At 46.1% G+C, this 24890-nt stretch carries 22 protein-coding genes; all 22 read right to left on the bottom strand.

What is annotated here, in order from left to right; genetic code table 11:
- Window positions 1-5: 5 nt before the first annotated feature.
- The 22 genes from OGV52_RS23035 to wcaE all read right to left on the bottom strand — a co-directional run bounded on the left by OGV52_RS23035 (window position 6) and on the right by wcaE (window position 24886).
- Window positions 6-911, bottom strand: coding sequence for a glucosamine inositolphosphorylceramide transferase family protein (locus OGV52_RS23035; protein WP_141875400.1), 906 nt, complete (start codon window positions 909-911; stop codon window positions 6-8).
- A gap of 2 nt (window positions 912-913) precedes the next feature.
- Window positions 914-1816 carry a GNAT family N-acetyltransferase gene (locus OGV52_RS23030; protein WP_049281932.1) on the bottom strand — a complete coding sequence of 301 codons (903 nt, stop codon included), beginning with the start codon at window positions 1814-1816 and terminating at the stop codon, window positions 914-916.
- Window positions 1817-1904: 88 nt separating this feature from the next.
- Entirely contained in the window at window positions 1905-3002 is a 1098-nt protein-coding gene (locus OGV52_RS23025) for a glycosyltransferase (RefSeq protein ID WP_049281933.1), read from the bottom strand.
- Window positions 2999-3790: a glycosyltransferase family 2 protein gene (locus tag OGV52_RS23020; protein WP_049281934.1), complete on the bottom strand. Its 792-nt coding sequence runs from the start codon at window positions 3788-3790 to the stop codon at window positions 2999-3001. The genes OGV52_RS23025 and OGV52_RS23020 overlap by 4 nt, the downstream gene beginning before the upstream one ends.
- Window positions 3791-3826: 36 nt before the next feature.
- On the bottom strand, window positions 3827-4852 hold the full coding sequence (locus tag OGV52_RS23015) for an EpsG family protein (protein WP_049281935.1): 1026 nt from the start codon (window positions 4850-4852) through the stop codon (window positions 3827-3829).
- 36 nt (window positions 4853-4888) lie between these two features.
- Window positions 4889-6130 carry a lipopolysaccharide biosynthesis protein gene (locus OGV52_RS23010; RefSeq protein WP_049281936.1) on the bottom strand — a complete coding sequence of 414 codons (1242 nt, stop codon included), beginning with the start codon at window positions 6128-6130 and terminating at the stop codon, window positions 4889-4891.
- A gap of 166 nt (window positions 6131-6296) precedes the next feature.
- Window positions 6297-7313 carry a glycosyltransferase gene (locus tag OGV52_RS23005; RefSeq protein WP_049281937.1) on the bottom strand — a complete coding sequence of 339 codons (1017 nt, stop codon included), beginning with the start codon at window positions 7311-7313 and terminating at the stop codon, window positions 6297-6299.
- A 378-nt stretch (window positions 7314-7691) separates the two neighbouring features.
- Window positions 7692-8585: a UTP--glucose-1-phosphate uridylyltransferase GalF gene (galF, locus tag OGV52_RS23000; RefSeq protein WP_049281938.1), complete on the bottom strand. Its 894-nt coding sequence runs from the start codon at window positions 8583-8585 to the stop codon at window positions 7692-7694.
- A gap of 237 nt (window positions 8586-8822) precedes the next feature.
- Window positions 8823-9818, bottom strand: a complete 996-nt coding sequence (locus tag OGV52_RS22995; protein WP_049281939.1) for an SDR family oxidoreductase — start codon at window positions 9816-9818, stop codon at window positions 8823-8825.
- A 148-nt stretch (window positions 9819-9966) separates the two neighbouring features.
- Complete coding sequence (wcaM, locus tag OGV52_RS22990; RefSeq protein WP_287109218.1) at window positions 9967-11361, bottom strand: colanic acid biosynthesis protein WcaM; 1395 nt, start codon at window positions 11359-11361, stop codon at window positions 9967-9969.
- A gap of 11 nt (window positions 11362-11372) precedes the next feature.
- Window positions 11373-12593, bottom strand: a complete 1221-nt coding sequence (wcaL, locus tag OGV52_RS22985; RefSeq protein ID WP_019077128.1) for a colanic acid biosynthesis glycosyltransferase WcaL — start codon at window positions 12591-12593, stop codon at window positions 11373-11375.
- Window positions 12590-13870: a colanic acid biosynthesis pyruvyl transferase WcaK gene (gene wcaK, locus OGV52_RS22980; RefSeq protein WP_016156912.1), complete on the bottom strand. Its 1281-nt coding sequence runs from the start codon at window positions 13868-13870 to the stop codon at window positions 12590-12592. Before wcaK ends, wcaL begins: the two co-directional genes overlap by 4 nt.
- Before the next feature lie 23 nt (window positions 13871-13893).
- Window positions 13894-15372, bottom strand: a complete 1479-nt coding sequence (gene wzxC / locus OGV52_RS22975; protein WP_049270709.1) for a colanic acid undecaprenyl disphosphate flippase WzxC — start codon at window positions 15370-15372, stop codon at window positions 13894-13896.
- A gap of 1 nt (window position 15373) precedes the next feature.
- On the bottom strand, window positions 15374-16768 hold the full coding sequence (gene wcaJ / locus OGV52_RS22970) for an undecaprenyl-phosphate glucose phosphotransferase (RefSeq protein ID WP_016156914.1): 1395 nt from the start codon (window positions 16766-16768) through the stop codon (window positions 15374-15376).
- A gap of 54 nt (window positions 16769-16822) precedes the next feature.
- Window positions 16823-18193 (bottom strand): colanic acid biosynthesis phosphomannomutase CpsG, encoded by a 1371-nt coding sequence (cpsG, locus tag OGV52_RS22965; protein WP_287109215.1) that lies wholly within the window; start codon window positions 18191-18193, stop codon window positions 16823-16825.
- Window positions 18194-18320: 127 nt separating this feature from the next.
- Window positions 18321-19757 (bottom strand): mannose-1-phosphate guanyltransferase, encoded by a 1437-nt coding sequence (cpsB, locus tag OGV52_RS22960; protein WP_019077131.1) that lies wholly within the window; start codon window positions 19755-19757, stop codon window positions 18321-18323.
- Complete coding sequence (gene wcaI / locus OGV52_RS22955) at window positions 19757-20983, bottom strand: colanic acid biosynthesis fucosyltransferase WcaI (protein WP_153690223.1); 1227 nt, start codon at window positions 20981-20983, stop codon at window positions 19757-19759. The genes cpsB and wcaI overlap by 1 nt, the downstream gene beginning before the upstream one ends.
- Window positions 20980-21459: a GDP-mannose mannosyl hydrolase gene (locus tag OGV52_RS22950; RefSeq protein ID WP_153690222.1), complete on the bottom strand. Its 480-nt coding sequence runs from the start codon at window positions 21457-21459 to the stop codon at window positions 20980-20982. The genes wcaI and OGV52_RS22950 overlap by 4 nt, the downstream gene beginning before the upstream one ends.
- Window positions 21460-21461: 2 nt before the next feature.
- Complete coding sequence (gene fcl, locus OGV52_RS22945; protein WP_049281948.1) at window positions 21462-22427, bottom strand: GDP-L-fucose synthase; 966 nt, start codon at window positions 22425-22427, stop codon at window positions 21462-21464.
- Between the two features lie 2 nt (window positions 22428-22429).
- Complete coding sequence (gene gmd / locus OGV52_RS22940) at window positions 22430-23551, bottom strand: GDP-mannose 4,6-dehydratase (protein ID WP_016156920.1); 1122 nt, start codon at window positions 23549-23551, stop codon at window positions 22430-22432.
- Window positions 23552-23575: 24 nt separating this feature from the next.
- Window positions 23576-24130, bottom strand: coding sequence for a colanic acid biosynthesis acetyltransferase WcaF (wcaF, locus tag OGV52_RS22935; RefSeq protein ID WP_016153587.1), 555 nt, complete (start codon window positions 24128-24130; stop codon window positions 23576-23578).
- Between the two features lie 9 nt (window positions 24131-24139).
- Window positions 24140-24886: a colanic acid biosynthesis glycosyltransferase WcaE gene (gene wcaE / locus OGV52_RS22930; RefSeq protein WP_019077134.1), complete on the bottom strand. Its 747-nt coding sequence runs from the start codon at window positions 24884-24886 to the stop codon at window positions 24140-24142.
- Window positions 24887-24890: the final 4 nt, after the last annotated feature.

Genomic DNA, 24890 nt, shown 5'->3' with positions numbered 1-24890 from the left:
AAAATTCAATTCCTGAATGGCAATCTGATTTTGAGCTTATAAGCTAATTTTCTAAATACGTTACTAAATCTGTATTTAACTTTCTTTCCATCAAAAATAATATATTCATCCTTTACTGATAAAGTATGAATTCCATTATTGTAAGGAGATAATGGAAGAATCTCCATATACTCGTTTTCTTTATACTCGTCTGGGCTAAGATGCGATACCTCACTTACGACAATACTACCGCCATAAGTTTTAGTACAGTTCTGAGATACTCTGTACAGAGTATCATCACAGCAAAGCATACCCCCACCATTTCGCCCAACTCTGCTATTTTTTGCAATGGGGGACATTTTATGCTCGACAAAATCACTAAAAAGAGAATCAGAATAGAATAATCTCTGTTTGAAAGGTTCGTTTATAGTTGAAGTAAATAAATAATAGATGCCATTTAGATTATGAATAAAAGAGTCAATGTACATATCATCACACAATACCTTCCTAACAAATTCAAAATGACTCAATCCGTTATTAAATCGATATAAATAAAGACCATTACGATCACCTTCCTCAGGGAGACAATATAATTCACCTTCGGCCTCAAATACATATGGAAAAGACTTGTGACCTACATTCTTATTTATTTCTTCAAAAAAAGGATACTCATTGCCATTTAGATCTATACATTTTAACTTCGCATTACCTGAGACGTAGTTAAAATCCTCATACGCAATATAATATACTTCAGAAAATTTAAATATAAATGGGTCTGCCTCATAATCACTTTTAATATTAACATCAAGCCATTTAATCTTTTGCTCTGGCAGTTGTCCATCTAAAACAATCGACAAGTCACATGACGAGATACCTATACGCCAAATATCTTGTCCAAACAACTTATAGTAAATCTTATTTAAAAAACTCATAATTAGTTATCACAAGCAGCAAATGAGATGTAACGTCCGTTAGTACAAGGTGATTCATCAGAACTAAAATCTGTCATAAAATAATTTATTTTAGAGCCAATTCGTCTGTCATAAAAATACTTTTTATAACGATCATCCTCTTCCAAACCACTAAATGAGAATATTCTTGGATAAATCTTTGAATTGAAAACTTTACCTTCAGAGCCTGGAATCGCAATATAATGAAGAACCCTATCGATAATACCTTTATATTTTACATAAACAATAACACCAACAAGTTTATATTTATCATAAATAAATTCAATATTATATTTCCTAATTGGGTGATTTATATAACGCCATGTTAGAAAATCCATATCACTAGCAACGATTAAATTACCACTACTACAAAGTATATTAATTATATCTTCTCTTTCTGACTCTCTGACTTGTGAAGCGTCTGTAATAACTTTCCTTTTATTGCATAGAGATGGTTTAGACAAAAAAGAATTTATAACAGGTTGAAAGTTCATTTTTGTCCTTTTCCATCCTGGTAGCGAATTGCTGTTTGGATGACCAATAAGACAAGCATTTTTCTCTTTCAAATATTCAATGCCTCGACGAATCAATTTCACAAAAAGGTTTTTATCACGATGGTGCGGATGAGTTAAAACATCAGTAGCATAGTAAGCATACTTTTCACGGCCATCCTGAATTAGCCTAACAGGAATCAAGAACATATTTGCCACTAGCTCATTATCAATTTTTATATTTACACTCAAACCATCGCCATGCGGATTATTATACAACAGCCATGGCAAATACATCTCGTTAAAAAGCTTATTGTCTTCAGCATAATAATATTTATAAAAAATTTTAATTTCAGCAATTAGTTTTAAGTCAACTTTTTCTAATGCAGTTATCATATCCCCCCCCAAAATCAGGAATTACGAAGCATAAATAGCAATAGTAATAACCAAGCGATTATATTATTTACTTGCGTATCTCTAAAAATCAGCTCATAACTTTAGTATTAATATAGATAGACTCCCATTGCATCACTATATTATCAATGGAAAACTTACGCTCAATTCTATGCCTATTCATCATACCAATGTGCATAAATTCTTCATTATCTAAATTTAACATAGCCTTTATTTTATGCATCAGTAAATCCGGTCTGGATGGCGGAACTAAAAAATTAGCATCACCAACTACCTCTTCAACTCCACCAACATTTGTGGCAATAACTACCCTTTCGCATGCCATAGCTTCAGCAAGAACAATTCCAAAACCTTCCCATACAGAACTCAAAACAAACAAATCACATGCAGATAACCACTTTTCAATATTATCTTGTTTACCTAACCAGATAATATTATTGTCAACTTTCAAGCTTACAGCTAACTCCTTCAAGCTAGAATTTAGTTCACCATCGCCTATTATTGCAAGATAAGTAGAATTTTTGCACTCAAGCGATGCAAAGGCATTGATTAGATTCGGGTAGTCCTTTGCCTCTGTCAGTCTCCCAACGGTCATAATCAAACGAGCATCATCAGGCACATTCAGGGATGTCCTCATTATTGTACGATTTTCACTGCTATAATAAAACTTTTGAGTATCCACTCCATTATATATCGGCACCATTCGCCCTGGCTTAGATGCTTTCTTATCAATAAATTCAGCGACTGCTTTTTCACTAACATTAGTAGATAGCTCGGCCAGTGAATCAGTAAGCCGATATGCAAACATCCTTAAGGACCCGCCTTCATTATTGCTATGAGCGGTAGATATCAACTTTTTAAATGGTAACGTCAGACGAATAAAACGTGCGAAAATATTCGCATGAAACATGTGGCTATGCACAACATCGGGGTTGAATTCTTTTATTATTTTACGAACACCCCAATATGTTTTTATAATTGAAACTATTCCCTTGGTCATATTCATTTCAATGACGTTTACTTCTGAGGGAGTTTTCATTAATTTATCCCCAGTTAAGGAGATAATTAAAACATCATGTTGATTATTTGCTAGTTTTCCTGAAAGATCACTAACTATTTTTTCAGCACCGCCAATACCTAGTCCAGTGATAATCTGAATAATTTTCATCTCAGCATACCATAATATTTGCACTGTATATATCTCATGAGCATCTTTCCTTTTTTCAGCAAATCACTTTCACGATAAAACTGGTTTCGGTAATACTCAGAAAAACCTTGGTGATTATTTTTAAGTTGTTTTTTAAAATTCATGGTAAGACCATCATCAAGATAGTCATAAAGATAAATAACCTTGTTGATATAAAATCGTACACAAGCAAAATCCGTGATTTGCGTCCAAATCAAGCCTTCAGGTACAAATTTCTCACCAGCATGTAATGGAAATGGGATCTTCAGCATTAAATCTCTTTTGAAACAAAATGCCATTTCACCTTTTAGTAAATTTGAAGCATCCGTCGCATTAAGATATAAGGCATGATCAAGAGGGTGATTATCGAATGCTATTCCTGATAAAGTTCCGTTAAATTCGCTTTTTCTGAAGCCAACACCAGAATACTCAATTCCTTCAGCTTCAGCTTCTTTTATACCATTTAATACCCATTCAATTGCATCATCAGTTAAACAATCATCACTATCCACAATTAAAATATAATTACATCGCGAAAGTCTACATCCATGATTTAAAGCACTTGGTTTTCCTTGGTTAACCTGAAAAGCAGTTATTATCTCGAAATCGGAATTTTTTTTGTATTCTTCAATTTTATCTGAAGTATCATCAGTACTTCCATCATTAATAATGACCCACTCAAAATTATTATTGGTTTGCTGTTGGAGTGAATTATACAAATTATCAAGTGTGTTGGCTCTATTGTATGCGGGTGTTAATACCGTAATCATTAATGACACCTATAAAAATCCAAAATCGTCATCTATCTACGCCATGTAGGAACTATAGATAAATCCACCGTCAAACTGTGTTAAGAAGACATTCAATCTAACAGCACAGTACATAAATAATGCAACAAACAAAAGTACTTTATTGGTGATCTTATCTTGTCTTGATATATAGCTAACGGTCATTAATATATAGAAGAATTTAATATATTCGCTTAACCTAGCCATAACAGGAAGTAAGTATGAGATAAGTAGAATACCAATACCAAGAATAATTATAACCTGATAGATTTTATTCTCTTTTGCATGTATTAGCTCCCTTTGCTTTGCTGAAAGTAAATATATAAAACAAGCAAACAAAAAATCAATTAGTAAAGAACCGCTAATAAAAGGTGGTTCATTTAAATATGCGTCGATATTTCCATTGTGAAGAATGTTCTGATTGAGATAGAGGACAATTATCTTTAACCACCATAATGAAATAACACTAGCCAGTAGAATTTTAGCATAATATTTTGAATTTGTTTTGTATAAAACAACACCAGCTATTGCTATCACAACTGTAACTTCGTGAAACATAGTAGCAAAAATTAAAAATATAAGAGCAAGCAGGTTTTTCCTTCTAAAGAAAAAATCTGCTGCAATCAATAGCAAACCTGCAGCTATCGACTGTCTAATTAAAACCATATCGAGCCAGATAAAACTAACTGCATAAAACATCATCAAGCATAAAGTTGGCTTATTGGAGTTTTTATAAAAATACCACCCTTGCATGAGGGCAGCACACATACCAGAAACAGCGATTAAAAGATTGAAGTCATTATAGAAGAATTTAACAACATAATTTAAACCAAAATAACCAAGCCCATAAGAGTATATAGCATCAGGTATCGACTCGAAATATAACTTATACACGTCATAATCAGTTCCCCCAACGCTTCTAATACCAACAAAGATAGCCATAGCGACTAATGGAATTAAAAATATAACGAGATTTTTTTTACTACAGAATAGTTCCAGAACTGAAAAGAAAACGACCACTATAAATATAGTATTAACAATCATTTAATCAACCATCATTCCTTTTAGTGACCTTTGATATTAACGACATGATCTTCTCATCAAAATAAGATAATAGAAAGAGGTCAATAAAACCATAACTAAATAGTTTAAATTATAAATAACATAGATGCTTTTCTGGCCCATAAGACCAAGCCAAACATAATATGAGGTGCATGATAAAACCATCATGAAAGTCCATTTGAACAGTATAAATCCATTTTCTCTAAACCTATACATAATTTGCATCAGCACAAGATCAATGCCATAGAATGTAATAGCGGGTAGTAACATCAACGCCATTTGTCCTGACATTTGAAACTTCATACCAAAGATAAGTAATATTAGTTTACTTAAGACTAACAAACAGCCTAGTTGAATTGCAGTTGAAACAGCAACAACTGTCCATATGCACTTTTTAACATTAAGCTTTAATTTCATGCGATCAACTGTCGCAAATAAATATCTCGGAGCTACTGATTGGACAATTATACTTAAAAGTAAAAAGGCCTGTTCCAAGAATTGTACAGATACGCCATATATTGCAAGATAATCATAAGTTAAATAGTGCTCGATAAAAAATCGATCAACCCTAAGATAAATCATCATAGTTACCAAAGGCACCCATAGCTTAATACCTCTGAAGAATACTATTTTTAACACTGTTGGATTGAACGCGAATTTTAGTTTTGAAAACCAAAAAAGTGCAGCCAAAAACAAAGCTAGGGACAGTGTCTCGGCACTTCGAGAGAAATATATATAATAATTATTCACTGTATGAAACGCTAGCATAACAAAAAAAACACGAACAGCCAAAGCCACACAACGACTAATTACTGCTCTTTGTATTTTTATTATCGATTGATAATAATTGGTAACAACACCAAATGGTTCATTTAATAGGAGAACGAATGACAAACAATATAATATTTTTTTTATTTCTTCGTCAGCAACGAAAAACGCAGCATATGTCCATATAAAAATGAAAGCCAATAAAGCTCCTATCATCCTTATAATAAAGGCAGCACTGACAAGTTCATTGACTACTTTTTTATGACGGCTCAATGCTGGAATTAGAACTTCACTACCTGCAACAAGAGCTACGGATGATACAACCACAACCCAATTTACTGAGTAAACCCATTTACCATATTCTGTCACACCAAGACTTCGACTTATCATTGCCTCACTAAGAAAAACCAGAATAACGAAGTACATTTTCTCAATAATAAGCCATACGATATTTTTAAAAATATCTGAAGAAAAGAAAGTACGCTTAAGCATAGACTATCAACCTATTATTTTGATGTAATAATTATTCTAATAATAGTATTGTTTGCATAAAAGTAGCTAAAGGCTATGGACCTAAATGGAACCACAACAGAATAAAACTGTCAAAAGCACTCAACAATATATTACATGAAAATCATTAATAAAGCAGATTGAAACATTAATCTAATATTAGTTTCTTATATTCGTCTGCATATGAGTCAAAGACAAACTTCCCTTTTACCTCTCGTGAATTACGTAGGAAATCATCATAATTATCAAATATACTAATTATACTACGTTCAATATCCTGTTCGGTATTGACAATAAGAAGACCATTCCCTTCAATTAACTCACTACATCCGCCAACATTACTTAGGACAAGTGGGATTCCTGCAGTATGGGCTTCTAAACCTGACATCGGTAATCCTTCACTATCAGAGACCAAAACGAACAGATCATAATTAGAATAATTCTTAAATCCTTTAATTTCCCCCACGAAATTAATATTAGATACATTTTTGCTACTTTCCTTTAGAGCATCAAAGTATTCACCTCCACCTACTATATCCAACTTCATATCCGGATGCTTAGCTACTACATTAATAAGCAAATCAGGTCTTTTGGGGTAAGTAAGTCGTCCCACAAAGATAATTTTCTTCTGACATTCATTACCTTCTTTTACTTTCATCTGCACTACTGAATTTGTCAATGTTTTGATCTTGCGCTTGTTAATTCCAATAATACTTATAGCTTTTTCTTCATCGCTTCTAGAGACACACCAAATAACATCCGTTATGTATGACAGATACTTTTCTATTTTTATAAATATGGATTTCAGCATCCCACCATTGTATATGCATGACCATCCATGTGATACATAGATACATTTAAACTTGGAAAGTAACCTTGCCATTCTGGAATAAATACCGGCATTTGCTGAACTAGCGACCATAACGTTAATATTTTCCTTTCTTATATATTTAAGCAAGGAAATATATCCAGAGAAACTGAAATGTTTTTTGAGCTGAGGTAAAATTAATACCTTTTCAAAGTTACCTTGTTCAGTTAACCAACCATTCTCTGAGGTTATCAAATAAACTGAACCTTCATTTCTTACTAATTTCATCATCTCATTCGTCCAAGTCTGTGCTCCACCAATTTCAGACTTGGTAACAATAAAAGCTATTTTTTTCATGTGTGTTTTTTAAATATCGAGGTTAGTTGATTATATAGTATCTGTATGTGACTGAAATCTATTGTAGATTTCAAGTACTTAACTTATGGCACGCTACCGCCCTTGGCTCACAAGCTACCAGCGTGCTTCACTCATTGCCCTTCAATGTTCTGTTCTCATATCACACAGAACCTTTTAATACTACGCTTTAATTTTCTTACCAAATACATCACAAAACAGGAAGAATACTACATTCCGAAGGTTATTTCCTTAGCTTACTCTTTTAAGTAAATTGTGCAAAACAAAAACGGCAGCACCCCCTACGCAATAAAACTAAGATTCAGGGTGTTCACTACCGTTTTGTTTAAAAAGCTCATGATCAAACAGACATTTGATACTCTATTCTCTTAACAATTTCTCAATGCTCTTACGGAACTTCGGCCCTTCTTTCAAGTTACGCAGGCCGTACTTAACAAACGCCTGCATATACCCCATCTTCTTCCCGCAGTCGTAGCTGTCGCCCGTCATCAGCATCGCATCAACAGACTGTTTTTTAGCCAATTCCGCAATAGCATCCGTCAACTGAATACGTCCCCAGGCACCTGGTTGGGTATGCTCTAATTCTGCCCAAATATCAGCAGACAGCACATAGCGGCCTACGGCCATCAGATCGGAATCAAGAGTCTGCGGTTGGTCTGGTTTTTCGATGAACTCAACGATGCGGCTGACTTTGCCTTCGTTGTCCAAAGGCTCTTTAGTCTGAATAACCGAGTACTCGGACAGATCCCCATCCATGCGTTTTGCCAGCACCTGACTGCGCCCGGTTTCGTTAAAACGAGCAACCATGGCAGCCAGGTTGTAGCGCAGGGGATCTGCACTCGCATTATCAAGAACAACATCAGGAAGTACAACGACGAACGGGTTGTCCCCAACAATTGGGCGAGCACAAAGAATGGAATGACCCAGACCCAGCAGCTGAGCCTGACGAACATTCATAATTGTCACGCCCGGAGGACAGATAGACTGCACCTCAGCTAATAACTGGCGCTTAACACGCTGCTCAAGCAACGATTCGAGTTCATAAGAGGTGTCGAAGTGGTTCTCAACCGCGTTCTTAGACGCATGAGTCACCAGAACGATTTCTTTGATACCTGCAGCTACAATTTCGTCGACAATGTATTGAATCATCGGCTTGTCTACGATCGGCAGCATCTCTTTAGGGATTGCCTTCGTGGCAGGCAACATATGCATCCCTAGCCCTGCTACCGGGATAACTGCTTTCAAATTAGTCATTCTCTCTCCTACCTCCAAACGGCTGATAAAGTATAGACTTTAGCCGTACGTTAGCCAGTATTGCTGGCTCCATCCTCAACACGAAATAACCCGGTTAAGGTAAACCGAATGCAAACTCTACACTTCACCAGCACCGAGGTGAACTCGGATTCCTCGGAAACAAACTCATCTCGTCAATTTTATAACATTTCCGAAAAATCGTAGTTAACTATGCCCCAGACAATCTACAAACACCAATCACTCAGAGACAAACGTAATGTCATCTTTCTTATCATGCAGAAACTCATATTTTAAAGTGCGATCCAGTCCCTGGGACAATGTGTAAGGAGCGACAAAACCAGAGGAATGGACTTTTGTTGCATCAAACTGTGTTGTGGCACAGAACTTCTTCACGCGCACAGAGCTGACAGCATATTTTTTGCCTGTCACTTTTCCCAAAATATCAAAGCAATAGCCACCTAACATGCCTAAAGCGTAAGGTAAGTGTGCTGAGGGGATTTTTTTACTTAAGCTCTGTTCAACTTCTGTAACCAGTTGATTCATATTGAGATCAGGTTTATCAACGTAATTATAAACCTCATAACCAGCTGTCACATTCTTCAGTTTATACTTGATAAACTCAACAATATTGCCTACATAAGCCATTGATTTATAATTCGTACCAGCTCCAACCATCATAAACTTACCGCCAGCGATCTGCTTCAGCAGATTATAAACGTTGCCGCGGTTGCGTTCGCCAAAGATAACCGTCGGGCGGATAATGGTCAGCGAACGTTCATCTGGAGCTTTGGCATGCCATTCACGTAGAACTTCTTCTGCCTGCCACTTACTTTTACCGTAATGGTTGAAGGGATCGTGAGGATGATTTTCATCAGGGTTGGTTTTGTTCAGGCCATAAACCGCGACAGAACTGGTGAAAATGATGTTCTTTACATCATTTTTCTCCATAGCGGCCAATACATTGCGAGTCCCCTGAACATTCACATCATAGTAGAGTGAAGTAGGACTGACATCATCACGGTGTTCAGCCGCTAACAAAACGACTGTATCATAGCCTGAGAGCGCCTGATCCAGGGCTTGTTGGTCGCGAACATCGCCAATCTGCGTAATTTGTGGGTAGAAATGGCTCTGTTGTTTATCAAGATTCTTGATTTCAAAATCTGTAATCGCCGTTTCCAGGAGTCTGGTACCCACGAATCCGGATGCACCGATGAGCAAAACTTTATCGTTCATAAATCACTTTGTCAGTTCGTAACACAAGAAACATATGATAAAGATGAGCGTCTTCCCTGAGTAGTCAATGCTGCCCAGTCCCAGCTTTAACAGTAATTGTGTGATTATAATCTTTTAGCCAATGATATCCAGTAAGATTATAGTGAGGTTATCCCCCACGTCCCGGGAGTCGAAAATTCACCGCTTCGACATTCACCACCTGATGGTTTACCCGGTCTATGTCAACTGAGCTTTGCCCGCTTTCGTTTACCGCATGGACATTCGCCAGCGAGAGTAATGTGTCCTGTTTTGCCATAAACTTGCCGCGCACATCCTGACGGAGATCGAAGTGCATCTTGAGTGCGGGTCCCGTCGCGGATTGCTGCATAACCCTGATGTTACGTAAAAAAAGGTGCTGTGGTTGGTTATGCAACTCAAGCGTGGCATGCTTCATCTCCACGTTGGTGATCGCCACAAATGAAGTCGCATTACCAGAGGAGATCTGAATACCGCGCAATTTGTATTCACGTTTCGTATTATCCAGATGAATATTATTTAACTTAAAGTTTTGTGGAATGGATAAATAACGCCCTTTGATTACGCCGTAACCAATGAGCATACCTGCGCTATTCTCCATATTGATATTATCAATTACGAAATTATCACATCCGTAAATAGCGACCGTCGCATTATCAATGCCCGCTTTCTTACTGAAATCCGGGGTGATATTTCGCGCGGTAATATTACGAATAATAAAGTGTTTGCCGTTCTCCACATGGACTAACTGTCGGCAGTCGGTACCGGTGATGTTCGCTACCACGAAGTTTTTTACCGCCAGTTCATCGGGATAGGTATTGTCATAGGTACTCCCCGCCAGACCGATGCCAATTCCCCAGTTCACGTTGCCGTTGGTACAGTTGATACGTTCAATGACATGGTCAGAAATCAGAATGTTGCTGTCGTTTATCGCCACATTCCACTCGATAGCATCACCCTGTAAATCGCTAAAACGGCTGTTCGTGATCTTTACGCCGTCCATTCGATTATGAAAACCCTGACGCAAAATGCCATAGTTAGCGCGCGTGACGGTAATATCATCGATAGTCAGATTACGCATCAGCCTCGAGGTTTTACCGCCGATATAGATTTGCGTCACCGGACCGAAACCGCTCATGGCAATCCCTTTTATCACACAGTCCGACCCCCGCACATCGAGGGTAACGTTCCTCAGACTCCCGCCCTGCTCGCCCATCACCTTGCATCCATCCTGCAGAACAAAGCGCCCACGGCCATTGCCACTTATTCGCCCTTGCAGGAATAGCGTTTTGCCTGGTGGGATAACGATGGCGGTATTGAGATCCTTACATTCCAGCCCTGTTGGTACGACGACCGTTTGTCCTTCTTTGAACGCCTGCCTGAAAGAGGCCACCCAATCCTGTGGGTTGTAATCCTGAATGTTGACGCTGCCCGGTGATTCTAGCGCCCGAACAACGGGAGAATGCAGCACGACAAGCGCAGAACTTGCCGCCAGAAAAGTACGGCGTGAGAGCTTTTTCTCTGACATACAACCTCGATTTACATCGTTTGCAGCAGACTGGCTAACTGTTTATTGATCGCTAACTGATTAAATTCAGTTGCAATTTTTTCTCGCGCGCACTGCACAATCGGCTGCACCTGCTCACTGTCGAGCAGGCTAAATGCCGCTAACCGCTCGGCCAGCGCCTGCGCATCGTTTTCCGGTGCCAGCCAGCCAGACTTGCCCGACTCGACCAGTTCAGGGATCCCACTATGGACGGTGGAAATCACCGGGATGCCCACCGCCATCGCCTCCATCAGCGCCACCGGGATCCCCTCCATATCGCCATCCCTTCCGGTAATTGAGGGCAGCAAAAAGACATCGGCCTGCTCAAGCATTTCCTTCACCTGATGACTGGGTTTAAAGCCAGGCATCTCAATCACATCATCAAGTTGATATTGCTCGATTAGCGTACGCAGACGACGCTCCCAGGGGCCAATGCCAAGGATGCGATAACGGAATGCAACGCCCTGCTCTTTCAACTGACGACAGGCTTCGATGGCGACGTGCAGTCCTTTTTTCTCAGTTAACCGGGCGACAGAGATAATCTCCAGCGGTGCGGCTGGCGATTTCAACTGGCGTGGCGTAAAGCGCGTCATATCGATTCCCATGCGCGAGACCGCGATTTTCTGCGGCGGGCACCCCATATTTTTTAAACGTCCGGCCCAGAGATTGCTGATAGGTAACATCAAATCCCCACGTTCAAACAGTTGCTGATATTCAGGGGTGTAGTGGGCAAGCACATCCCGATGCGAAACATCAATGCCGTGAAATACCGTGGCGATTTTGCCGCGGATCATCCCAAGCTCACGCAGTTTGGCGGCCGTTACACCTGCGGGTCCAAAATGAGCGATAAACACATCCGCTTCAAACGCCCGCGGGTTCGCGCCACAAATGGCCGCCAAAATCAGATTGCGCGCCTCATCGCCATAGCGTGAAACATTCAGCGCTTTCCAGGTGGCTGAGCGGGTAATACCGCGCAGGGCCGCCACTGCCCTATACTTAAGCTTCGCCAGTTTGCTGTTCGGCTCATTCAGTAACCAGCGCGTTTTTTCACCCAGACGGTAGGTATTAAATGAAGCATGGGTATTTTCAAGATCGCCCTTGTGCAACGCGACAATTTCCACGTCGTAGCCCATGTCGATAAATGCGGTAATCTGATTGAGTACAAAGGTCTCGGAGGAGAGCGGAAATTTAAGCAGGAAAAAGCCAACCTTCATTTTTCCCCCTCAATACGCGTTAAAACCGATTGCACCATGTTCACCCCACGTTCACGCTCACGCCTAACCGCGTCGCCGAGACGTATGTTCAGCTCAGGTAGCTGTCCGAGAGCATCGGCGACCTTCCCTTCCAGGCTGCCATCGAGCAGATGGCGAATATCGACGGCCATCTCTGCTAACCCCAGTTGTTGCATGATCCCTGCCGATTTATGCTCATAATTAATGGCGATGGCTGGCGTCATAAAATTCATCGAGATGATGGCCGAGTGTAAACGAGTCCCCACCGTCAGATCGCATGCAGCCAAAATTTTCCCCATCTCCAGGTCGTTGAGTTCATCCATCACCACGTGATAACGGCCCGGGTCGTTAATATACTGGCGCAGGTTCAACGCCACCATGCGGTCATCTTTGTTGTAACTATCAATACCGGTACAGGTTGACAGCGCTATCACCTGGTAACCTTCATCAAGGATGCGGTTCACTACCCCAGCAAAAGCTTGCTCATAGGCCTGCTGCGTTGTCCCCAGACGCTTATCAAAAGGAGCCAGCTCACGCAGAGTAATGGCAACAGTCTTCTGTTTTGCCGCCATGTGTAACCAGTGCTGTACGGCATAACCAGGCTCATAATCCTCATCATGGTTATTTACCAGCCAGGCGGTATCTACCCCGGTTTCGACTTTATCCGTGTTTATTGCACTGCGCTTCATCAGATCCAGACTGACGGATTCACGCAAAATCAACGCATTACAGTGTCCAAAAACGTAGTTCGCCAGTTGATTAAACTGTTCATCCTGGAATGGCCCCACGCTGTGGCCAATCATGTACAGCGGTTTTTTCGCCATAAACGTACACAGGGCATGTTCAAACTGCGGTACGCCATACAAATCGACAAAAAACGATCCGCCGACCTGGATAATGGCGTCGTAGCGCGACAGCAGACGAACAAAATCGGTAAACCCCTGGGCGATAGCGATATTGCGCAGATTACCGGAATCGGTGACACGCGAGAGCAGCACCTGATGCTGATAGCGACGACGCAACACTTTCTTCACGCGTCCCATAACGCCCGCAGCATTATTGTGTTGCTTCATCTGCGAATACAGCGGATCGCCCATCACCGGGCGGTTCAGCAACCACGAAGAACTCACCGGATAACGGCTCATAACATCCACTTCAGTCTCAGGACGCAACGCGTTAATGGCATCCAGCAAACCGCGCAGAATCGCGCTATCCCCACGGTTCCCACAGGTATGGTTGCCTAAAATTAATAGTTTCATTATGACCTCTTAAAGCGTTGTTCTTATCCTGCACGAAGCAAGGTTTTCATTTTTTCACTGCGGCAGAGCTGGCGTTTTATTTCCACCACTAACGGATGGCGCGACACCACAATCATCGCCGCGAACGCCAGTGCTCCTGCCGCTACCTGGATCCCCAGCAACGCGCCTGGCGACAGTTGGCTGCGCAGCATTACGTCCAGCGCATAGCTCACCACAAGGGTAGGTAAAGAGAGATATAACGGCAGCCACAGACTGAGCATGTACTGGCGGTAGCTGGAGCCAAGAACAGGTTTGATCATCACGAAGTAACTGAGGATCGTGTTAATCACCTGGACCAGCAAAAAGCCCAGCGTCACGCCAATCGCCCCGGCCTGATGACCACCGATGAAAATGGCGGGAATAAACAGAAAGGTTTTGAACACATTGAATTTGAAGCTGATGTCGACCCGTGCTTTCGCCATCAGCAGTGAACCGATCGGATTCCCCACAGAGCGCAGCAGTCCAACAATGCACAGCAGTTGCAAGACGGGAATAATACCGTTCCACTTCTCGCCAAAAACCAGCGGCACCACATTGTTCGACACCACCATCAATCCCAGTAGTACCGGGAAGTTGATGATCCCGACCACCGACAGCAGCTTGTAAAAATTCACCCGTAGCTTTTCACTATCGTCCTGAATTTTGGCAAACGCCGGAAACAGGACACGGGTAATAATCGGGTTCAGTTTGATCGGGGGAACAACCGCCACGTTCCAGGCGAGATTGAATCCGCCCGCCACGCCAGCGCCCAACGTTCTGGCTAAAACCAACGTGGAAAGGTTGGTATTGAGGTAATTGATAATGCTGTCTGCCGTCAGCCACGCGCCAAAACGCAGATTCGACGAAACGGATGCCAGCGAAAAATGCAGCCCCGGACGGTAAATCCGGCGACCAAAATAGCCGAACAGCAGCGTTCGTAGCATACTGTTCACCAGATACCCGAGAATGGCCGTCAGCGCGAGCGGCCAGAAATGGGCGCTGACCACGGTAAAGGTAAAACCGGCCAACACCGAACTGGTTTCAATCATGCCAATTTTGTTGAAGGCCAGCTCTTTTTGCATCAGCGCGCGAAACTGCTGCCCGTGCGGTATCACCACAAACGCCAGCGATAAGGTTTTGATGAGTGGCGCCAGTTCGGGATTATTGAGCACGCTGGCAATCGTCCCGCTAAGCAGAAACATCGCCACACATACCACCATACCCAGCCCAACGTTGAGCCAGTACAGCGTTGTCAGCTCAAGATAACCGATGTCTTTGCGCTGAATAATTGAATTGGCGATACCGAAATCCGACAGCGTATCGGCCAGCGCAATGATCACCAGCGACACGGTTAACAACCCAAACTGGTGGTTATCAATAATCCGCGCCAGGACGGTCATCTGGATAAGTCCCAGACCAATAATGATCACCGTGGCAATCGCCGACCACTTTGCGCCATTAAGCGTTTTTTCTCGTAAGCTCATGTTAATACGCCGCTTTGTTCACAAAGCCTTTAAATACCGTCAGAAAAACAATTTTGATATCGAACCACACGCTCCACTCGCGAATGTATTCGAGGTCAAACTCCACACGTTTTTCCATTTTTTCCAGCGTATCGGTTTCACCGCGCCAGCCGTTGATTTGCGCCCAGCCGGTAATGCCCGGTTTCACCTTATGGCGTAACATGTATCCCTCGATCAGTTGGCGGTACTGTTCGTTATGCGCCACCGCATGCGGACGTGGCCCGACGATAGACATCCCCCCGGTCAGGACGTTAATAAACTGCGGCAGTTCATCGAGCGACGTCCGGCGCAGGAAATTTCCCACAGGGGTAACGCGCGGATCGTTTTGCGTCGCCTGCGTTACCACCGCGTCGTTCTCCATCACTTTCATCGAGCGAAACTTCCAGACTTTGATCGGCTTCCCGTCCATGCCATAGCGGGTCTGGCGGAAAATCACCGGACCTTTGGAGGTCAGTTTTACCAGCAACGCAATACCACACAGCACCGGGGAAATAAGCAGCAGGATCAGGGAAGCCAGCACGATATCTTCCGCGCGCTTTAACAGGCGATTAATCCCCGAAAGCGGCGTGTCATACAGCGGCACTACCGGAACGCCGTTCATCTCTTCAATCCGTGAATGCAGAATATTGAAGGTAAAGACATCAGGAATGAGGATCACCGAGCAGGTGGTGTCGGCCAACTCACGCACCAGTTTTTTTACGCTGGCGCCATCGCTCATCGACATGGCGATATAAACGTTATGAATGCGTGAAGCTTTGGCGTCGTCCACCAGTTGTTGCAGATTACCGGCCCAGTCGCGGGAGTTTTTTCCAGGGATTGGGTCGTGATAGACCCCCGCCACTTCAAATCCCAGCCACGGTTCATGGCGAAAACTGTCCAGCAGCATTTGTCCGGCGGGCAGGTCGCCAGCCACCGCCACCCGGCGGGTGTTGTAACCACGATTACGCAGCCACCCCGCACCGTAGCGAATAAACGAACGACTCAACACCAGGCCGACGCTTGAAAGCAGATACCATGCCAGCCAGACGGCGAGACGGTTATCAAAATCGTTATTAAAGGCGATCAGACCTGCGCTAAAAATCAGACTCAGCGTCCAGTTTTGTAGTAACAGCACCAGCTCAGTGGAAATTTTGACGCCGCGCCAGGAGCGATAAAAATCCGTTATGCCACCGAGCATCTGAAAAACGACCAGCGTGATCAGCGCCACCAGCAGGTGCATATACAGGAAAGGCAAACCGCTTAATTCGCAGATCACCCACAACCCGCCAAACATGATGGTGATATCTGAAAAGCGTTGCACCATCGAAATTAACGACGCATTGGTTTTGGCGCGTTCGCGCTTTTTTAGATGTGTCATCGTGGTTCCTGTTAGTCACCCTTTGCCCATAAGCGGGCAAAGGAAGCACCGGCGTTACTGATTCAGTAACGCCAGAAGAGTGCGCGTTCGCGCTTCCATCAACGGAATATCTCCGCGCGATTCCACGTTCAGGCGCACCACCGGTTCGGTATTGGAAGAGCGTAAATTGAAGCGCCAGTCGACAAACGCCATGCTGATACCGTCCGTTCTGTCCACCGTCAGTGCCTCACGGGAAAAGTGCTGCTCCACACGCGCAATCGCTGCCGCCGGCTCTGCCAGCGTGCTGTTGATTTCCCCACTCGCCGGATAGGCCACCATCCGGTCACGGACCAGTTCACCCAGCGACTGTCCTTTCAGACTCAGCAGTTCCGCCACCAGCAGCCACGGGATCATTCCGCTGTCGCAGTAAGCAAAATCACGGAAATAGTGATGCGCGCTCATTTCACCGCCATAAATGGCATCTTCATGGCGCATCCGCTCTTTGATAAACGCGTGCCCGGTTTTTGACATCACCGGTTTACCACCTGCCGCCGTCACCACGTCCACGGTATTCCATGACAGGCGCGGGTCGTGGATAATTTTCGCCCCCGGATTCTTCTCCAGAAACGCTTCCGCCAGCAGGCCCACAATGTAATAGCCCTCAATGAACTGACCTTTTTCATCGAACAGGAAGCAGCGGTCAAAATCACCGTCGAAGGCAATCCCCATATCCGCACCGTGTTCAATCACCGCATTGCGCGTGTCGGCCCGGCATTCCGGCAGCAGAGGATTAGGAATACCGTTGGGGAAGTTGCCATCCGGCGTATTGTGAATTTTGATGAACTCGACCGGCACACCCAGCGCCTGAAAACGGGCTTCAATGGCGTCAACCACCGGACCTGCCGCACCGTTGCCGGAGTTGAGCACCAGCTTCATCGGTTTCAGACTGCCGGGATTGATGTAACCCAGCAGGTGGTCGATGTAGGCATCGCGGGTTGTAATACGCTGGTAGTGGCCACGTTTTGTCACATCAACCGCCGGGAAGTCGTTGGCTTCCGCCAGGCGCTGCACGTCGCGCAGACCGGTATCACCGCTGATGGGCCGCGCCCCTTCCCGCACCAGCTTCATGCCGTTGTAATCCATCGGATTATGGCTGGCGGTCACTTCAATACCGCCGTCAATGCCAAGGTGGAAGGTGGCGAAGTAAATCTCTTCGGTACCCGACATGCCAATATCCAGCACATTCACCCCCGCATCCTGCAGCCCTTTCGCCAGCGCCAGCTTCAGCGTCTCGCTGGTCAGACGCACATCGCCGCCCAGAACGATAGATTTTGGCTTCAGGAACTCGCCGTAAGCGCGGCCAATGCGCCACGCAATCTCTTCATTCAGCTCTTCGCCCAGCCTGCCGCGAATATCGTAGGCTTTGAAACAGGTTAATTTCGTCATGATTTCCCCTTCTTCAGGCAACAGTTAGCCCTCTCCTGACTGGAGATATTTTTCACAAAATGACTAGCCGTTAGTTTTTAGGCCGGATAAGGTGTTCACGCCGCCATCCGGCAACGATGATGTTGTGTTACGCGCGCCCGTAGCGATCCGCAAACCGCACCACATCATCCTCATCGAGGTAAGATCCGGAGCGCACTTCAATCAGATCGAGCGGGATTTTCCCGGGGTTCTCCAGACAATGGGTCGCCCCCAGCGGAATATAGACAGACTCGTTTTCAGCAAGCAGCTTGATATCATCATTGATTGTCACCTTCGCGGTACCGGCAACCACAACCCAATGTTCAGCCCGGTGATGATGCATCTGCACAGACAATCCCTCACCAGGCTTGACGGTAATTCGCTTCACCTGGTAACGTTCTCCGGCATCAATTGAGTCGTACTTGCCCCACGGACGATAAACTTCGCGGTGAATATGATGCTCATGACGCCCGTCAGCCTTAATTTGCTCTACCACTTTTTTGACGTCCTGCACCGCGTTGCGATCGGCTATCAGCACCGCGTCTTTGGTCTGCACCACCACCAGATCTTTCACCCCGACGGTCGTCACCAGGCCGGATTCGGCATACACGTAACTGTTTTCCGTTTTGTGGCTTATGACATCGCCGTGATGCACATTGCCTTCAGCGGTATGGGCACTGATTTCCCACAGCGATGACCAGGAGCCAACATCGCTCCAGCCTGCATTCATTGGCATCACCACCGCATCGGCGGTACGTTCCATTACCGCATAGTCCACAGACTCTTCCGGGCAGGCGAGGAATGCCTGTTCATCAACGCGGATAAAATCGAGATCGGGGTCGACCGTACTCATGGCGTTCTCACAGGCTTCAAGAATGTCGGGACGATACTTTTTCAGTTCTTCCAGGTAACGTCCGGCCCGGAACAAGAACATGCCGCTGTTCCAGTAGTAGTCGCCGCTCGTCACGTAAGCCTGCGCGGTTTCCAGATTGGGCTTTTCAACAAACTGTGCCACTTCAAAAGCCACAGCGTCGGTATTCGTCGGCGAGACTTCCCCCCGGCGGATATAGCCATAGCCGGTTTCCGGCTGGTCCGGCACGATACCGAACGTCACCAGCTTACCCGCTCCGGCATAGGGCATCGCATTGCGAACCGCCTCGCGGAATGCCTCTTCGTCGGCAATCATGTGATCGGCCGCCAAGACCAGCAGCAGCGGATCCTCACCCGGACTTTGACGTTTTGCCGCCAGCGCGGCCAGCGCTATCGCCGGTGCCGTGTTACGCCCGGCAGGTTCGAGAATGATGTTCTCAGTCAGCTTGTGCAGTTGTCGTAACTGTTCCGCTACGATAAAACGGTGTTGTTCATTACAGATAACCACCGGGCTTTCGCACTCCACGCCATTCAGACGGCAAATCGTCGTCTGCAGCATGGTGAGATCGCCTTTCAGGCACAGGAACTGCTTTGGGTACAGCACGCGGGACAGTGGCCATAAACGGCTACCCGAGCCACCGGCCATCACCACCGGAAAGAGTTTGCTTTGACTCATCATGTACCCCGTATATCTGCAAGAAATTGACTCAGCACGTTTTCTTTATCCAGCGTGCGTTCGGCATAATCACGTGCCACCGTGTTTACTTTTGGCATCATCAATGCCCGTTTAATACCGCAAACCAGCGCGTTTACCGACTCCGGCTCCACGCACACCGCAATGCCAGGGTGAGCGTCACAAAGCTGACCCAGCTCGGTTTCAGGTTCGGCAGTAATAACTGCGTTACCACCAACAGCGAGGATATTGGTCAATTTGGAGGGCAGTACGGCATCAGCCGCACCACGCTTTTGCACGACCAGATGACAATCCGCAATCTTGAGCAACGCTGGCAGCGCGTCATATGATTGCAGCGGAAAGAACATCACGTTATTCAGGCCGCGTTCGCTGGCCATGCTCTCCAGCCGCGCTTTACCACCGCCCTGCCCGACAATCACAAACAGCCAGGGGTGTTCGCTCAACTCGACCGCTGCGTCTATTACGCTCTCCAGCCCCTGCTTTTCACCGATATTGCCTGAGTAAAGAACGATCTTTTGTTCGGCAGGCAATCCCAGTTGCTGGGACAACGCCAGGGCATCGGCGTCGCTCACATCACGAAAGCGCGTCACTTCTGACCAGTTCGGAAAGAAAATAACCTTGTGCGGCGCAACGCCTTTTTCCATGGCTTTGTGCATCATGGAACGGGAAATCGTCGAAATATGGTCCATATTCAACAGCCCACTGCGCTCAAAGGCGCTGGCCAGTTTTGCCACCATACCGCGCGTGCCTTTGCCCGCCATTCCTAGCCCCAACATGGCATCGACTTCGTAATCCTGAACGTGCAATAGCGTACGTGCGCCACAAAGCTTTGCCAGCAGGCGCATGCCCGGCGTGCAAAACAGCGTCGGCACTACGCCGATAATGCGATCCGGCTTCCAGCGACGTTGCGCCAGTAGTGGGAAAAAACTGCTCAGGGCGAAACTGCCCAAATGCAGCAGGCGCTTGAGCGTTGAGGGTTGCTCAGGCACATACAGCGGACAACGCCAGACGAGGGCGTCGCCCTCTTCACGACGGTAGCGCCAGGATGAATAACTGCCGTTTACCTTCCACTGGGGATAATAAGGCGGCGCGGTGATCACCCGAACGTCATGCCCCTGCTGCGCCATCCATTCCACCATTTCACCGGTGTATTTGCCGATACCGGTCAACTCCGGCGAATAGTTGATGCCATACACGAGGATCTTCATAGCCCGGGTACTCCGGCCTGACTTGTTTTACAGAAGTAAGCCCGACTGTTGTCGTGTACGTGGTCACTGACCAGAATCTGTGTAGCCGCCATCCATCGGTACGCATCATGTTGGACATTGGGCAGTTGCAAGTCGTTTTCCGACACCCGCAGACGAAATCCCAGCACGATGTAATGCGTTGAGAAATCATCCCCAGAAAAGTTGTCGTCATAGAAGTGCTGCCAGACACCGTAAAACTCCGCAGCGGACAGCGGTAAACGTAACCCCAGCTCCGTTTCGGTAAGCCGCTCAAAGGCCACGTGCAGCGGTTCATCTTTTTGCACCCGACCGCCGGGCACAAACCAGTAACCCTGCGCCGGACGATTGAGACGCTTACCGAGCAGAAATTCACCGTGGGTGTTTTCCACGATCAAATCGATGGAAATCAGCGGAGTTGAACGTACTACGGTGGCAAAATCCTCATGACGTAAAAACATGCTTACCCCCGGTAGCGCTGCTGGTTTTCAAGGAACCACTGCCAGGTACTGGCAAGCCCCGCTTCCAGTGATATCTCGTGATACCAGCCCAACTGATGCAGACGCGTAACATCGAGCAATTTGCGCGGCGTTCCATCCGGTTTGCTGGCGTCGAACACCACGCGCCCCTTGTAACCCACGACCTGCGCGATGGTTTGCGCCAGTTCGCGGATGGTGCAGTCCACGCCGGTCCCCACGTTGATATGCGACAGCATCGGCTGGGTATATTCCTGCAAGACTTCCTGATCCAGCTCCATCACGTGGATACTGGCCGCTGCCATATCGTCAACATGCAGAAATTCACGCATTGGCGTCCCGCTTCCCCAAACCACCACATCCGGCGTATTGTGCTCTCGAGCGTCATGAAAGCGGCGCAGCAGCGCCGGGATCACATGCGAATTACTCGGGTGGAAGTTGTCATGCGGCCCATACAGATTGGTCGGCATCACCGAGCGATAATCGCGGCCATACTGGCGGTTATACGATTCGCACAGCTTGATCCCGGCAATTTTGGCAATCGCATACGGCTCATTGGTCGGTTCCAGCTGCCCCTGCAACAGCTCGCTTTCAGCTATTGGCTGGGTGGCTTGCTTTGGATAAATACAGGATGATCCGAGGAACAGCAGTTTATTCACGTTATGCAAATGCGCAGCATGAATAATGTTGCTCTCAATCATCATGTTTTCATAAATAAAATCAGCAGGATAAGTATTATTCGCCACGATCCCGCCGACTTTTGCCGCTGCCAGATAAACCTGGTCAATACGTTCAGTGGCAAAGAACGCCTGCACCGCACTGGCGTCCAGCAGGTTAAGTTGGTCGCGGCTACGCAGCACCAGCTCGACATTATCTCGCTGCGACAATTGTCTGACGATGGCGGACCCCACCATCCCGCGATGGCCCGCCACAAAAATACGTTGTGTCTTCATCCTCAGTACTCCAGCGCGATGGCTACCTCGTAACCGTGCGACTTCAGCAGGGAATGCTTCTTCGCTGCTTCAAGATCGTTGGCAACCATTTCCGAGATCATCTGGCGCAACGTGATTTCCGGCTTCCAGCCCAGTTTTTCATGTGCTTTGGCCGGATCGCCCAGCAGCGTTTCCACCTCTGCCGGACGGAAATAGCGCGGATCGACGGCAATCATGACATCCCCAGGTTTCACACCCGGCGCGTCGTGTCCGGTTACGGAAACCACGATGCCTTTCTCATTCACGCCCTCGCCTTCAAAGCGCAATTTAATCCCCAACTGAGCGGCGGCCATTTCCACAAACTGGCGCACGGAATACTGCACGCCGGTGGCAATCACGAAATCTTCCGGCTTGTCCTGCTGCAGCATCATCCACTGCATCCTGACGTAATCTTTGGCATGCCCCCAGTCACGCAGCGAATCCATATTGCCCAGGTACAGACAAGACTCCAGCCCCTGCGCGATGTTGGCGATCGCACGCGTAATTTTGCGCGTGACAAAGGTTTCGCCGCGGCGCGGAGATTCGTGGTTAAACAGAATGCCGTTACAGGCATACATACCGTAAGATTCGCGGTAGTTGACGGTTATCCAGTAGGCGTACAGCTTGGCAACGGCATACGGCGAGCGCGGGTAGAACGGCGTGCTCTCTTTCTGCGGGATTTCCTGTACCAGACCGTACAGTTCAGAGGTGGAAGCCTGATAAAAACGGGTCTTCTTTTCCAGGCCGAGGAAGCGGATAGCTTCCAGTAAACGTAAGGTGCCGATAGCATCGACATCCGCGGTGTATTCCGGTGAATCAAACGATACCGCGACATGACTCATGGCGCCGAGGTTATAGACCTCATCCGGTTGCACTTCCTGTAAAATACGGGTCAGGTTGGAGGAGTCCGTCAAATCGCCATAGTGCAGATGGAATTTGGGATTGCCCGAATGCGGATCCTGATAGATGTGGTCCACTCGTTCGGTGTTGAATGATGAAGCGCGGCGCTTAATACCGTGTACTTCATACCCTTTTTCCAGCAGGAACTCTGCCAGGTAAGAACCATCCTGCCCGGTTACGCCAGTGATGAGAGCGACTTTTGACATGTTATTACCTCTTAAATGATCCCCTCAGGGAGTAACTTTCTCGACGCGTTCGCGTGTGACTATTGCGGGATTTCCCCGACAAACGACATTGGCTGGCAGCGATTTAAATACACTGCTGCGTGCTCCGACGACGGTGCCATCGCCAATCGTCACGCCAGGCGCGACAAAGACATCTGTCGCCAGCCAGCATTTATCACCAACTACAATTGGTGTGGCGTTAATATCAAAATGTTGACTGGCATAATCATGACTCCCGGTGCATAAATAACTTTTTTGCGAAATAACCGCGTGCGCACCAATCGTAATATCACCCAGCGTATATAAAACCGCGTCATCACCCACCCAGGAATAATCTCCCAGGGTTAATTTCCACGGATAAGTAATTTTTACTGAAGGTCGAATAACTACGTTTTTTCCTATTTTTGCGCCAAACATTCGTAATAAAAACGCACGCCAGCGATACATTACCTGCGGGGACCAGCGAAATAATGTGGCTTGCACTGCCCACCATAATTGCACTTTAATGGCACCGCCGCCGCGAAAACCTCCCGGCACGTTGAAGCCGCTTAAATCCTGCATAATGTACCCTTACGCTTTTCCATATAAGGTTTTTGTTTTACCGGTTGTGCGCAGACGTAAATATTCTGACAACCCGGTCCAAAAACCTGGCATGTGTAATATCTGGCGCTGTACCTTTTTTGCATCCCGGCACAATTCCAGATTATTCGTCGTTGACACCCCACCCATGGAAAACTCTGACACCAGCCCGCTCAGCTTTTTAAACGCGTAACCTGACTTGTATAATTTGGCTGCCAGTGCGTAATCAGACGATATCTTATATTGCAAATCATAGCGCCAGACATTCAGTCCAGAGAGAGGAAAGAAGATGGCCTGATGGCTGGCGGGAAGGCTGTGATAAATATACCAACCCGGCTTGGCCCGCCGCTTAATTTTGTTACCATTACCGAAATCCAGCAACGCATCGCCAATGACCATCGCTTTATCGCTCTGCGTTTTTAGCTGGCGGATAAAATGAGCCGCATCTGCATGCAGAATATCCCCGGAGTTGAGGAACAGCGCAAACCGCCCGCGCGCCATAGCGATACCTTTGTTCATTGCATCATAGATGCCCTTATCCGGCTCGCTGACAAACCGTAACCGGTGCTCTCCACTGAGCCCTTCAAGAAAGGCCGAGGTACCGTCAGAGGAGCCGCCATCAACAACAATCCACTCAAAACTGATATCACCCGCCTGCGCCAGATGAGCTAACGACGCGTGAGTTTTGACGATCCCTTCCAGATTACGAAAGGCGACGGTAATAATACTGAGCAGCATGCGT

The sequence above is a fragment of the Citrobacter sp. Cb041 genome (assembly GCF_030336655.1).
Taxonomy (GTDB): domain Bacteria; phylum Pseudomonadota; class Gammaproteobacteria; order Enterobacterales; family Enterobacteriaceae; genus Citrobacter; species Citrobacter braakii.
This window is presented reverse-complemented; position numbering and strand designations above follow the sequence as displayed.